This is a genomic window from Sphingomonas sp. NFR15 (assembly GCF_900103265.1).
GTDB classification, from domain to species: Bacteria; Pseudomonadota; Alphaproteobacteria; order Sphingomonadales; family Sphingomonadaceae; genus Sphingomonas; species Sphingomonas pollutisoli.
Map to the genome: position 1 here is coordinate 51,277 of NZ_FMWX01000002.1, position 12,770 is coordinate 64,046.

Here is a 12,770-nt window from a genome sequence, read left to right on the forward strand (position 1 = left end):
GCTATCTACGCGAGGTGCCGAAGATCAAATCTCCAGGACCGATGGACAATCCGAGCCGCCCCAAAGCGCCCACGCTAAAGGATCTCGCCCGCGAGGCGGGGGTGTCGCTGACCAGCGCGTCTTACGCGATCAACGGCACCGGCTCGGTCGGGCCGAAGACGCGCGCGCATGTGCTCGAGGTCGCCAAGCGGATCGGCTTCCGTCTCAACCTGACGGCGCGGACGATGAAATCCGGGCGCTCGGGCATGCTCGCGCTGGTCATCCCTGATCTCGGCAATCCCTTTTTCGCCGCGCTGGTGCAGGCGGTGTTCCGCGAGGCGCGCTCGGCCGGCTACCATATCTACATGACCAACACCGAAGGCTCCGAGGAGTTGGAAGCCGACGCGCTGGCGATGGCGGTGGGGCTCCGGGTCGATGGGCTCATCTGGTTCTCGATTCGCGACAAGGACACGTCGGGCGGCATCCTCAGCAACACGCCGACCATCCTCCTCGACCGGACCGTGCCCGGTTACGACACCGTCTCGATCGATTATTACGATGCGGGGCGGCGCGCGGCCGATCACCTGCTCGCCCACGGCCACCGGAGGGTCGGCATCGTGTCCGGCCCGATGGACATCGTCAGCATGCGGGATCGTTGCGCCGGTTTCCGCGACCGCTTGATCGAAACGGGCGAGCTGGTGTTCGAAGTGGAGAATTCCTTCTCGCTCGATCTCGAACCCGGCGCCAAGGCCGCCGTGCTGGAACGGCGGGCGACCGCGATCTTCGCGGGTGCCGACATCATCGGCATCGGCATCATGCGCCACGCGCAGGTAAACGGCATCGACGTGCCGCGCGCCCTGTCTGTTGTCGGTTTCGACGATATCGACCTCGCGAGCCTCGTCAGCCCGGCCCTGACCACGGTCGAAATACCCATCGAAGAAATCGCCGCGCGATCGGTCGCGCTTCTCCTGGAGCGGATATCGGGCCAGCGCGGCGAGCTGTCTGTCGAGAAGCTGCCCGCCAGGGTCGTGGAACGAGAGTCGGTGTCCGAGCCGGGATGAACGGCCTTCGAAAAGCCCGGCAACGGGTTCGCCCTCAACGCTGACTGCCTTTCTCGGACCGGATGCGGGCGACGAGACGGCGCCTCGACCGCTCCGCGTACGTTTCGCACGCGTGGGGACCAAAAGTGAAGCGGCCGGACGAACCGCTCTGGTCGGCGTGTGCCGTTATGAGGATATCGCATGGTATGTCCCGCATCGTCGCGTAGCTGCGGCGATATCCCGCGACGATCGCTTGGTTGGAGCGCGCGGTGTACCGGTAGCTGTCGGCTGACACCGGGTTGAGGCTGGAGGCGAAGACGACCGCTTTGCAGCGCCCGGCCGCGCACGACTGCCACGTCCACGTCATACTGCCCAACGTGTGACCCGGTGTGGCCCGCGCGGTGACCGCGACCGTCCCGAGGCGGAGCACCTCGCCATCCCCGATCACGCGCACACGCGCTACGGGCGGGAAGCGGCCGTCGTAACCATGCTGCGGGTCGTCGATGGCAAGGCGGCCGGAGCGCAGCCCCGCGGCCCCTCGTGAACTGGCCACGACGACCGCCCCGGTATCGCGGGCGAGCGCGGCCAGGCCGCCGGCATGGTCGAAATGCGGCTCGGTGCTCAAAATATATCTGATGTCGCGGGGACGAAATCCCAGCCGTTTGACATTCACCAGGATCGCCGGTGCCGCTTGCGGCAAGGCGCCATCGATCAGGATCAACCCTTTGCCGGTGTCGATCAACGCCACGCTGAGGCCCCCGAAACCGACGAGATAGGTGTTGCCGAAGACGCGGACGGGCGCACGCGGCGCAAGCCACTCCGCCGCACGATCGACCGCTATCGGTCGGGTCAGCGGATCAGCGGCACGCTCGGCGGATGCGGCGCCGGTCAGCAGGAAGGCGAGCGCGGCGGTCGATCGGATAAGCATCTCATGGTCTCCTTTACGCCAACCAATGAGGCGCACGGATGAAGAGGACAAAGCATCTTCCCTCGACTTAGCCATGAGCTCCGCTCATAGGATCGGAATGGAACGCGCTCAATTGCCGCTCAACGCCCTGCGCGCCTTCGAAGCCGCGGCGCGCCACCTCAACTTCACGCGTGCCGCGATCGAACTCTGCGTCAGCCAAGGCGCGGTCAGCCATCAGGTGGCGCAACTCGAACGGCGGCTCGGCACGCGATTGTTCCATCGCCTGCCGCGCGGGATCGCGCTGACCGATGACGGACAGGCGCTGGTGCCGGTGTTGGCGGACGCCTTCGATCGGGTGGGTGCGACGCTCGATCGCTACGCCGCGGGGCGCTTTCAGGAGGTTCTGCATGTCGGGGTCGTCGGCACTTTCGCCACCGGCTGGCTGCTCGAACGGCTCGATGCCTTCGCGCACGACTTTCCGCACATCGACGTCCGCGTATCGATCAACAACAATCGGGTGGATCTCGCGGGCGAGGCACTCGATTACGCTATCCGGTTCGGGGATGGCGCATGGCACGGTACGCACGCCGAGCCCCTCGCCGCCGCGCCGCTAAGCCCATTGTGCGCCCCGGCGGTGGCAGCGCGGCTCACAGATGCGGCCGCTCTCACCCAGGAACGATTGCTGCGTTCCTACCGGGCAAATGAGTGGACCCGCTGGTTTCATGCCGCCGGCATCAGCGCGCCTTCGCCGCGCGGCCCCATGTTCGACAGCTCCGCGTTGATGGTCGGCGCCGCGATGGCGGGCCTTGGCGTCGCGCTGGCGCCGCCGTCGATGTTCACTCGCGAACTTTCGGCGGAACGGCTGGTTCAGCCGTTTCCGCTCGAGATCGACGCGGGGCGATATTGGCTGACGCGGCTGTTCTCGCGCGAGGAAGGCGCCGCGATGCGGTCCTTCCGCGGCTGGATGATCGGCGAGCTCGGCCAAGCCGGACGCGGATAGTCGGCGGGCGGACCGAATGAGCATCCATAGAAGACCACGGTCGAGCTCCCTGCCGACTTGATGCGAGGCGGCGACGCTGTTCCTCTTCATGCTCCGGTCGCGCTGCCCGCTATGCTGCACATCGTCGGAGACGACCGAAGCGCTAATCGGCCAGACTGTCGATCACCATATCCACCAGCGCACGCAAACGCGGCAGCCGCTTCATGTCGCGATGATAGGCGATCCACGTTTCCCGCGATGGCGGGGCGTCGCCGAGATCGACCTCGACCAGTCCCACGGTGGCAGCGCCCAGAGGCTTGGGCAAGACCGCCATCCCCACCCCCAACGCGCACAGCCGCGCCTGCATCTCACGGCTGTTGCTACGCGCCACGATGCGCGCGGCCGGGATCGCCTGCATCAGCCAGCCGACGTCGGGCATGCCGCCAAATCCCGTGTCCATCACCACCACATCCTGTGCGGGCACCTCGCGGCCCGCGGGCGCATAGAGTGCGTAGGACACGGTTGTCAGCCTGCGCGCGATCACCTCCGGCTCGTCGAAAGCGGCGATGCGGAACGCCAGATCGGCCTCGCGCCGGGCGAGGCTGTAAACGCGCGGATCGGTGAGCGTTTCGACCACGACGCACGGGTGCCGCTGGTTGAACGCCGCCAACACCGGCGCCAGCACGACGCGACCAAACCAGTCCGAACAGGTCAAGCGGAGCATGCCCGTCAACCCTTGCTCGCTGCCTGCTAGTTCGCGCGCAAGGGCGTGTGCGTCGCTCTCCATCCGCTCGGCATGGCGCAGCATCATCTCGCCTTCGTCGGTCAGCACGAAGCCATCAGCGGTGCGTTGGAACAGCTTCACGCCCGCAGCCCCCTCCAGCGCGCGCAGGCGGCGCCCCATGGTCGGCTGCGACTGGCCGACGCGGCGGGAGGCCGCACCCAGCGTGCCCTCGCGCGCGATGGCGAGGAAGATTGGAAGATCGCTCCATTCAAGCTGCAGTGGCATCGAAGGCTCAAACAAAAATGCATGGTTATCATGCAGTATAATTGATTTTCATTCAATCATGATAGCGCCATCTTTCCGGCATCACACAGGAGAGGTTTCCGTGCCCCAATCCCCCACTATGCTCGCCGCCTTTATCGATAGCGCGAATGGCCCCTTCACCGTTCGCCGTGTCCCCCGGCCCACCCCGAGCGCCGGCGAAGTGCTCGTCCGCGTTCACGCCAGCGGCACAAACCCGCTCGACGCGAAAATCCGCGCCGGCGAGGCCGCCCATGCGCGCCGCCCCCTGCTCGCCGTGCTCGGGATGGATGTGGCGGGCGTGGTCGAGGCGGTCGGCTCCGGCGACGCGGCCTTCGCGGTCGGCGACGAAGTCTATGGCCTGGTCGGCGGCGTAGGTGATCTGCCGGGTACACAGGCACAATATATCACGGCCGACGCACGCCTGCTGGCTCGCAAACCTACCAATCTCACCATGCGCGAAGCCGCCGTCCTGCCGCTGGTCACCCTCACCGCATGGGAAGGGTTGATCGACCGCGCCGCCATCCGCCCGGGCCAGAGCGTGCTGGTACAAGGCGGCGGGGGCGGAGTCGGCCATGCCGCGGTGCAGCTTGCGCTGGCGTACGGGGCGCACGTGTTCGCCACCGCGTTCGGCGACGATCTCGCGTATATCCGCGGCCTCGGCGCCACGCCGATCGACGCGGCACAGGAGGTCGAGCATTATGTCGCCGAGCGTACCGATGGGCGCGGTTTCGATATCGTGTATGACACGGGTGGCGGCGCCATGCTCGATGCGTCATTCAGGGCGGTGAAGCGCCTTGGCCATGTGGTCAGTTCGCTCGGCTGGGGCGTTCACGCACTGGCGCCATTGTCGTTCAAGCAAGCCACCTACTCCGGCGTCTTCACGCTTCACACGCTGCTCGCCAACGAAGGGCGCGAGCGATACGGCGAGATCCTGGCCGCGGCTGCGAAGCTGGCGGAAAGCGGGCGGCTGTCGCCCCGGCTCGACCCGCGCGACTTCGGCATCGATGAGATCGGCGCAGCCTATGACGCCGTGACGAGCCGCCGTGGAACGCCGCCCCGCCGGGGCAAGATCGCCATCACCATCGCCTGAAATACGCGCGGGCCAAAGGCCGAAAAGCAATTCAAAATGCCGCAATGCAAAATGATATTCGGACGCACATAAGTCAAACACGGTCGTTCAACCATTCTGGAGGGGAACTATTTAAGCCAATCATGTGTTTGCGCCACAATGGACAATCTATTTGTTGAGATAACTATAAAACTGGCAGATATTTCCTCCAGTCGACCAAAACGAAGTCGACGCCGCGAAAATGGAGGATATCATGTCTGCAGCCAGCGCACATCCAACCGTCCATGAAGTCAAAGATGCGGACCCCGTGCACAATACCTTCGACGGCAAGAAGGCCGACCTGTACATCAATACAGGCAAGCTCGGGAAGAATTTCCTTTTCACGGTCGAGAAGGCGGATGGCCACCCGACCTTGATCGCGATCCATCTCTGACCCATCCGCTGGTGGCCGGCGGCACGAGACATGTCGCGCTGCCGACCACCTGCGGACGTGTCCACCGTGACGGAACGGTATCGTGACCGAAGACACCTATACCGCCAGTCGCCCGCGACTCATCGCCGAGGTCCGCGTCAACGAGGCCACGCTGATGCTCGGCGACAGACACACCCTTGTCGCGCGTGATTTGCCGCAGACCGTGCTCGAACGTACGCTCAGACGGATGGACGGCGCGACCACTCTCGATCGGATCGTCTTGGATGAACCCGCCCTACCGCGCGAAGCCGCCGACGAACTCGTCGCGTCGCTCGACGCACTCGGGCTGATAGATGATTCCGCGCTCCCCGCTTTCCGATCGGGATCCGAGGTGATCCTGGAACTTGAAGAACTGATCGAAGCGCGCTGCGAGACAACGATCTACCGCAACCCGTTCTGGAGAACATGTCTTGCCGCCAACGCGCCGGACGAGTTGCCGCAACGGCTGGCCACCGGCATGGTTATCGAAAATTGGCATTTCTTGTTCCGGGAGAGTTATTTCGACGCGCCGGTGCTGTCCTACGTCCCCAACACCGCAGTCCGGCTGCTGCTCAATGAATTCTTCGCCGAAGAATATGGCCATGACGAGATTCTGCTGCGGTCGCTGGCGCACGTCGGCCTGACGTATGAGGACATGCAGGACGCCATCCCGCTCCCGGAAACCATGGCGCTGTGCAATGCCCTGGCCTATTGGGCGCACAACGATCCGCTGTTCTTCTTCGCGACGCTGGGCCTGCTGGAAGGCCAAGGGATGAAGGAGGACAGCTTCATTGAGGCATGCACCCGGGTCGGAATGGACGAGGCTTTTGTCGGGCCGCTGCGCACCCATGCGAACATCAACATCAGCGCTTGCCACGGCAATCTCAGCCGGCTGATCTATCAGAAAATTCCCGCAATTACCGAAGCGGAAGCAAGGCGGCTGAAGGCGCAAATTCCGTTGTTCGTCGACCTGTATGACGCATTCTACAGCGGCGTCTGGCGCCACTATACCGCGGACGCACCGCTGCTGCGGCGTGTCTCCGAGCTGTGAAGGAATAGTAGCATGGACGCCACTATCGCCGGTCTCAGCCACCCCAAGTTCAGGCCCGGTGTGACGACGGACGTCGGGCCAAACAGCGTCACCGTCCGCGTCGGCGAGACCAAATGCGCGTTCGCGTTCGAAACGGCAGAGGCTCCCGCCGTGGCCCGGCTGATCGACCAACTCACGACCGGCGGCGGTACGATCGACACGATGATTGCCACCGTGCCCGAAATCGCCGAAAAGGTGCCGCCGCTACTCCAGGCGCTCGACGCCGTCCGCCTGCTCGTTGACGCGAGGCCGCATACCGCGGGCATGGTAAGCGGCGCGCAACTCTACCGCGAGGTTCGCCGGATCGCCGAGCGCGTCACGAGACGCGTTGCCCGCTCCGCCTTCCAAACCGCGCTCGTCGAGCGACACGCGACGCGCGAACACCTGATCGGCTATGCCCTCGAATATTTCTACATCGTCAAGGCCGCGCCCGGGCTGATCGCCCCCGCGCTGGCCACCGCGTTCACCCGACGCGAGCGGAATCTGCTTCAGGAGTTTCTAAAGTCGGAACTCGGACACGACGCATTTCTCGGACGAGCGCTGGAGGCGGTCGGAATTACCTCCGCCGAGTTGGAGGCGCATCAGCCGCTACCCGCCACTTTCGCATTATGCGCGGCGCTCGGCGTCTATGCGCGCCAGCATCCGTTATCCTTCAAGGCGGTGCTGTTCCTGTTCGAAATGGCGCAGGCGGCCTTCATCGACGCGTTCGACGCTCGGTGCCGCGAACTCGATTTACCTGCCGCTTTCTATCTCCCGCTGCGCGACCATGCCGATCTCAACGCGGACTACGACCATGCCGACATCTCACGTGAATTGCTGGCGCTGGAGGGCGTGATCGATCGCGAGGCCGTCGTCGTGGTGAAACGTCACGTCGCGTTGATGATCGAGACGATGATCCAGCAGGAGGAACAAATCCTCGCCGCCTATGCCGAACCCCGCGCGACAATCGCGCGTATCTTCGAGAACGCCTGATGGATCTCTGGACCTTTCATCGCTACCGCGCACCCAAGCTGTGCGTCGATGCGATCCAAGTCTCGCCGGATGCGCCCGCGATCACGCTCGTCCAAGGCGATACGCATTACACGCTCGCGGTCGATGATCCCGCAGCCGCAGCGCGTATAGCCAAGGAGCTCGCGACGCTGCGCGACAGCGGCGCGCCCCTATGGGACTTGATGCGCGAAGCGGGCGCCGACGGTTGGGGCGCCCTCGGTGCGTTTCTCGACAGCCGCGCCCTGATCAGCGAAGGCCATGACGAAACCCGGCAGGCGCTCGCTCGGAGGATCGCCGCGATCGAGACCTGCATCGCCGGCACCATCGCCGCCATCCGTGAAAATTTGCCTTCCGATCGGCTCGAACGCCTGGCCGCCCACGCCGCGTTGCTGAGGGCAGAGGCAAACGCAACGCTCCCCGCCGACGCGCTCGGCACCACCGGCGATCCGTTCGACGCGGACGTCCAGCCCAACTTCTTCCTCGCGCTGATCGTCGCCGAATTCGCCTATTTCCGTCAGTCGGCGCCCCTAACGCTGGTTGCGGCCGGCGTGATGCTCGCGCGCATCGCAGGTGACGACGCCACCTTGCCGGAGACCGACGCGGTCATCGAAGCGCTTTCCCTCTACGATCCACGCGACCTCGAATCGCACCTCTGGCTTGTCGCGCGCGGACTGGTGGATTCGACTGGCGACGCTGCGAGGCGCTTCTCGACCCCACCGGTTCCAGACCTGCCGATGTTGCCCGGCCTCGAGTTCATGCGCCGCCTGGAAGTGCTGACGCGTAGCGCGCTCGCGGCATGGGGCGAGAACGCGTACGTTACGCTGCTCGACGCGCTTGGCGATCGCTGGTCGCCGCTGGTCGGGGGGCCGTTCATCGAGCAATATCATGTCACATGCCGCTTCGTCGAAATCGTCGCCCCAAGCCTCAGCCGCCGACTGATCGCGCCGCTCCGCGCGATGATGTTCCGCTATTATGGCGAAGAGGTGGGCCACGAGGCATTCGAAAGCGCGACCTGTCAGGCGCTAGGCATCACCCAGGCGGCGCTCGATAAGGCGATTCCGCTACCGCTGCACGTCGCGTACGTGGATTTGTTGACGCTTGTCGCGCAACTCGATCCGCTCACGGCGTGCGCGTCGATCATGGTGGCCGAAGGAGTGTTCGGCGAGCCGCCCGACATGTCACTCCGCCTCGCCGCCGCCGCGCGTACCAATCCCGCATTCAGCGACCTCGCGGGCGATCACGAGGCGCTGAACGAAGATCTGAACCACAACAGCATCTCGCGCGACGCGTTCGAACATATCGCGGCTGTGCCACCGGCCGCGCAGGCGCGTGTCATTCGCCGCATCCTGTTCCTGCTTGAACTCAACCACCGCGCCTGGTCCGGCATCGCCGATTTCTACGGGCCACAAACGTCCCTGCGTCTGCAGGGCTCGCTGGGTTCTATGCTTTCGCCCGAAGGCCGGCGCGCGTGTTGAGAGGAGATGGCCAGATAGCTCAGCCGAAGCCCTGCGCCCGTGCCCATGTGGCGAAGAGTTCCTTCCAGTGACGCGCCGGCTCGCCTGCCGCGCCGGGGAGGCCAAGACCATGTCCGCCGGCGGTGAAAAGATGCGTTTCGACCTTCACCCCCGCCGCCTTCAGAGCCGCCCGCATTTCGAGCGTATTCTCCACCGAAACGACCGTATCATCCTCGGCATGGGCCATGAAGCAGGGCGGCGTGGCGGTGGTGACGTTGTGCGCCGGACTGTGCACCCGCTGCGTTTCGGGCGATGGGTTTGGCCCGAGCAGCATGTCGCGCGAGCCGCCATGCGCGAGCGGCGCACTCATCGACTGGACGGCATAGATCGGTGCCGCGATCGCGGGCCGCGCACTCAACCGATCGCTCGCGTCGAGCGGGTCATAGACCCGCGCGTCATAGCGGGTGGCGAGATCACCGCAGACGTGGCCACCTGCGGAAAAGCCGAGTGCGCCGACCTTGTTGAGATCGAAACCATATAGCGGCGCTCGCGATCGGATGAGCCGCATGGCGCGCTGGGCGTCGGCCAGCGGCACATCCGCCCGGTTCGCCCATCCCTCGCCAGGCAGACGATAATACAGCACGAACACCGTCCAGCCGCGCTCACTGAGCCACGGCCCAACCTGATACCCCTCGACGTCGATGACGATCACCGAATAGCCCCCGCCCGGCGTCACCAACAGCGCGGCGCCGTTCGGCTTCGATGGCCGGAACACCTTCATGCGCGGCCGGACGATGCCCTTCACCATCCGGCCGTGGCGTTGGGCGTCGCCAGCCTCGATCACCTGCTCGACCGGCAGGACGGCGGGCGCGCCGGGCGGCGTGCCGGGCCACAGATCGATCTCCTCGGCTGGAAACGCGGGCCACATTCCAGGCTCGGCGGCGCGAAGGCCCGAACTCAGCAGACCCGCACCGACCCCGGCCAACAGCGTTTCGCGACGATTCAACATAGGTGTTCGTCTCTCCTTTGCGGGGGCAGTCATCTCCGGGGGCGTGCTGCGTGTCAAAGCCAATATGGGCGGCACCGGCCCCCGCATTCGTGAGCGGTTCGAGCCCGCGATAGGTGCGAACCCGGCTGGATCTTTCGATCGATATGGGGCGCAGACGGCAAGGAAGCTCGCCCCGATACCGACTTCCAAAACATGCCACGCTGGCTCGATACGTGATGTTACGGATGTCCCTCGGAACCGCCGCCGGTCATCTTGGGTCGATGGCTCTCGGGACGCGGGCGGATCGGGCACGGATGAGCAAGACTGGGCCAGTCGTCGAAACCCATGCGCTTGGCCGTCGCTTCGGCAGCGTCGTCGCCGTTGCAGATCTGAGCATCACGATCGCGCCGGGTGAAACCTTCGCGCTGATCGGCCCAAACGGGGCAGGCAAGAGTTCGCTGATGAAGATGCTGACCACACTGCTCCCGCCGACGGCCGGCGATGCGCGTGTCGCCGGATACGATATCAGGGGCGAGCCCCAGCAAGTACGCCGGCACATTGGGTATGTCCCGCAACTGCCGTCCGCCGACACGGAACTGACCGGCTATGAGAATATGCTGCTTTCCGCGCGCCTATATCTGCTTCCGGCGCGCGAACGGCGGTCCCGGATCGCGGAGGCACTCACTTTGATGGAACTGAGCGATGCGCGCGACCGCGCGGTCGGCACCTATTCGGGCGGCATGGCGCGGCGTCTGGAGATCGCACAGAGCACGCTCCATCGACCCGCCGTTCTGTTCCTGGACGAGCCGACGGTAGGACTTGACCCGAACGGCAGGCTTGCCGTCTGGAGTCATGTGAGGCGCCTGCGGCGGGAGACCGGCGCCGCGATCGTCTTCTCGACGCATTACATGGAAGAAGCGGAAGATCTCGCCGATCGGGTCGCGCTGATCAGCCGCGGGCGCCTTGCCGCGGTGGGCACCGTGGCCGAACTCAAGAACGCGCATGGTGCCGCCTCGCTCGACGCGCTCTTCACAAAGCTGACCGGCGCGGCGCTATCCCCGACGGCGGTTCGGCTATGAATCCGGTGCGAGCCTATTTGACGCAGGTCCATGCGGTCACGGCCGCCGAAGTGATGAAACTGGCACATGATCCGATGGATCTCGTCACCCGCGCGGTGCAACCCATATTGTGGCTGCTGCTGTTCGGCCAGGTGATGGCGCAGGTCCACGGTTTGACGAACGGTTCGTATCTCGACTTCCTCAGCCCGGGCGTGCTCGCGCAAAGCGTGCTCTTCGTCGCCATCTTCTACGGCCTCTCGGCGATCTGGGAGCGCGATCTCGGCATTCTCCACCGCTACATGGTGAGTCCTGCCCCGCGCAGCGCGCTGGTCATCGGCAAGGCGATCGCCTCGAGCGCCCGCGGCATCACCCAAGGCATCGTCATATATGCCTGCGCGGCGCTGCTCGGCGTGAAGCTGAGCTTCGCACCGGCCAACCTGCTCGGCGTTCTGGTCATGGTCTTCATCGCCTCGGCGTTATTCTCGACCTTCTCCCTGATCATCGCCTGCATCGTGAAGACGCGGGAACGCTTCATGGGCATCGGCCAGTTCCTGACCATGCCGATCTTTTTCGCGAGCGACGCCATCTATCCGATCGAGTTGATGCCGCCCTGGCTGCGCGCGATCGCGCACTTCAATCCGCTTACCTATGAGGTGGACGGGCTGCGCGCGCTCATGCTGACGGTCGGCCGGTCCCATTTTCCGTTGACGGTCGATTATGGCGCCCCGGTGATGTTGCTCGCGCTCCTCATCGCCCTCGCCAGCCGGATGTACCCGCGCTTGACGGAGTGAGCCCGGCCGAGCACCGTATCCGAGGCGGATCAGCGGCGGGTGCCGTGCCCATGAATCGCCCCGTCAGGACGATCCATGCGCACGGCCGTTGCGATCAGCGAATGCCGCCGCTCGCGGTGATGTTCTCGCCGGTTAGCCAGCGGGCATCGTCAGAGGCGAGGAACGTGACGACGTCGGCGATGTCATCGGGCTGGCCTACGCGGCCGAGCGGCGTCTGCGCGATAAGCCCGGTCTCCATCTCGGAACCGATAACGCCGGCGGCGTGCGTGCCTTCGGTCACGACGAGCCCTGGGCTGACCACATTGACCCGGATTTTGCGTGGGGCCAATTCATTGGCATGCACACCCGAAATCGCATTCACCGCGCCCTTCGTCCCGGCATAGGCGGCCGCGCCCGGCGTATTCACATGCGTGATCGCGGACGAGATGTTGATGATGCTCGCGCCCTCGCCGAGATGCGGCGACGCGGCCTGCGTGGCGAGGAGGATGCCGAGCACGTTGACGTCGAACTGGCGCCGGTAATGGTCCTCCGTCACGTCCTCGATCGATGCGAATTCGTAAATCCCGGAATTGTTGACCAGCACGTCCAACCGGCCAAACCGCTCCACTGCCGCCTGGATCAGTGCCTGTGCGTCCGCAAGCTTGGACACGTCGCCCTGCACCGCGATGGCCTTGCCGCCACTCGAGGTGATCGCCTCGACCACGGCGTCCGCCCCAGCCTTGCTGGACGCATAGTTGACGACGACCGAAGCTCCGTCAGCCGCCAGCGCCCTGGCGATCGCGGCTCCGATACCCTTTGATGCTCCGGTCACCACCGCGACCTTGCCGTTGAGCTTTGCCATAGTCTCCAATCTCCGACATGGGCAGGCACCGGACCGGAGCCATTCTCCCATAGTTCGGGAATCTGGAACTAACGCTGCTCGGATCAAGACCCTATATGAGAAAAAT

Annotated in this window: 13 protein-coding genes; 9 read left to right on the forward strand and 4 right to left on the reverse strand. The window is 65.0% G+C overall.

Annotation, left to right across the window (positions count from 1 at the left end; translation table 11 throughout):
- The first annotated feature begins 14 nt into the window (after window positions 1-14).
- Window positions 15-1,040 (forward strand): LacI family DNA-binding transcriptional regulator, encoded by a 1,026-nt coding sequence (locus tag BLS81_RS05715; protein ID WP_143023303.1) that lies wholly within the window; start codon window positions 15-17, stop codon window positions 1,038-1,040.
- 34 nt (window positions 1,041-1,074) lie between these two features.
- Here BLS81_RS05715 and bla read toward each other — a convergent pair whose 3' ends face one another.
- Entirely contained in the window at window positions 1,075-1,947 is an 873-nt protein-coding gene (bla, locus tag BLS81_RS05720; protein ID WP_093221979.1) for a subclass B3 metallo-beta-lactamase, read from the reverse strand.
- Between the two features lie 97 nt (window positions 1,948-2,044).
- Between bla and BLS81_RS05725 the strand changes: the two genes are divergently transcribed.
- Window positions 2,045-2,926, forward strand: a complete 882-nt coding sequence (locus tag BLS81_RS05725; RefSeq protein ID WP_093221981.1) for a LysR family transcriptional regulator — start codon at window positions 2,045-2,047, stop codon at window positions 2,924-2,926.
- 142 nt (window positions 2,927-3,068) lie between these two features.
- Here BLS81_RS05725 and BLS81_RS05730 read toward each other — a convergent pair whose 3' ends face one another.
- Complete coding sequence (locus BLS81_RS05730) at window positions 3,069-3,914, reverse strand: LysR family transcriptional regulator (RefSeq protein ID WP_093221984.1); 846 nt, start codon at window positions 3,912-3,914, stop codon at window positions 3,069-3,071.
- Here BLS81_RS05730 and BLS81_RS05735 point away from each other — a divergent pair.
- The 5 genes from BLS81_RS05735 to BLS81_RS05755 all read left to right on the forward strand — a co-directional run bounded on the left by BLS81_RS05735 (window position 3,868) and on the right by BLS81_RS05755 (window position 9,007).
- Entirely contained in the window at window positions 3,868-5,022 is a 1,155-nt protein-coding gene (locus tag BLS81_RS05735) for a zinc-dependent alcohol dehydrogenase family protein (RefSeq protein ID WP_256326090.1), read from the forward strand. The genes BLS81_RS05730 and BLS81_RS05735 overlap by 47 nt on opposite strands.
- Before the next feature lie 232 nt (window positions 5,023-5,254).
- Window positions 5,255-5,434 carry a hypothetical protein gene (locus BLS81_RS05740; protein ID WP_093221989.1) on the forward strand — a complete coding sequence of 60 codons (180 nt, stop codon included), beginning with the start codon at window positions 5,255-5,257 and terminating at the stop codon, window positions 5,432-5,434.
- An 82-nt stretch (window positions 5,435-5,516) separates the two neighbouring features.
- Window positions 5,517-6,503, forward strand: a complete 987-nt coding sequence (locus BLS81_RS05745; RefSeq protein ID WP_218123097.1) for an iron-containing redox enzyme family protein — start codon at window positions 5,517-5,519, stop codon at window positions 6,501-6,503.
- A 12-nt stretch (window positions 6,504-6,515) separates the two neighbouring features.
- Window positions 6,516-7,514: an iron-containing redox enzyme family protein gene (locus BLS81_RS05750; protein ID WP_093221992.1), complete on the forward strand. Its 999-nt coding sequence runs from the start codon at window positions 6,516-6,518 to the stop codon at window positions 7,512-7,514.
- A complete protein-coding gene (locus BLS81_RS05755; protein WP_093221996.1) occupies window positions 7,514-9,007 on the forward strand; it encodes a hypothetical protein in 1,494 nt (497 codons plus the stop codon). The genes BLS81_RS05750 and BLS81_RS05755 overlap by 1 nt, the downstream gene beginning before the upstream one ends.
- Before the next feature lie 19 nt (window positions 9,008-9,026).
- On the opposite strand, the gene BLS81_RS05760 is transcribed toward BLS81_RS05755, so the two are convergent.
- Entirely contained in the window at window positions 9,027-9,995 is a 969-nt protein-coding gene (locus BLS81_RS05760; RefSeq protein ID WP_093221999.1) for an alpha/beta hydrolase, read from the reverse strand.
- 260 nt (window positions 9,996-10,255) lie between these two features.
- Between BLS81_RS05760 and BLS81_RS05765 the strand changes: the two genes are divergently transcribed.
- Together BLS81_RS05765 and BLS81_RS05770 are read left to right on the forward strand one after the other, a co-directional pair.
- Complete coding sequence (locus BLS81_RS05765; protein WP_176787054.1) at window positions 10,256-11,053, forward strand: ABC transporter ATP-binding protein; 798 nt, start codon at window positions 10,256-10,258, stop codon at window positions 11,051-11,053.
- 5 nt (window positions 11,054-11,058) lie between these two features.
- A complete protein-coding gene (locus BLS81_RS05770) occupies window positions 11,059-11,823 on the forward strand; it encodes an ABC transporter permease (protein WP_093222923.1) in 765 nt (254 codons plus the stop codon).
- Window positions 11,824-11,917: 94 nt separating this feature from the next.
- On the opposite strand, the gene BLS81_RS05775 is transcribed toward BLS81_RS05770, so the two are convergent.
- Window positions 11,918-12,715: a glucose 1-dehydrogenase gene (locus BLS81_RS05775; RefSeq protein WP_371128255.1), complete on the reverse strand. Its 798-nt coding sequence runs from the start codon at window positions 12,713-12,715 to the stop codon at window positions 11,918-11,920.
- Window positions 12,716-12,770 lie beyond the last annotated feature (55 nt).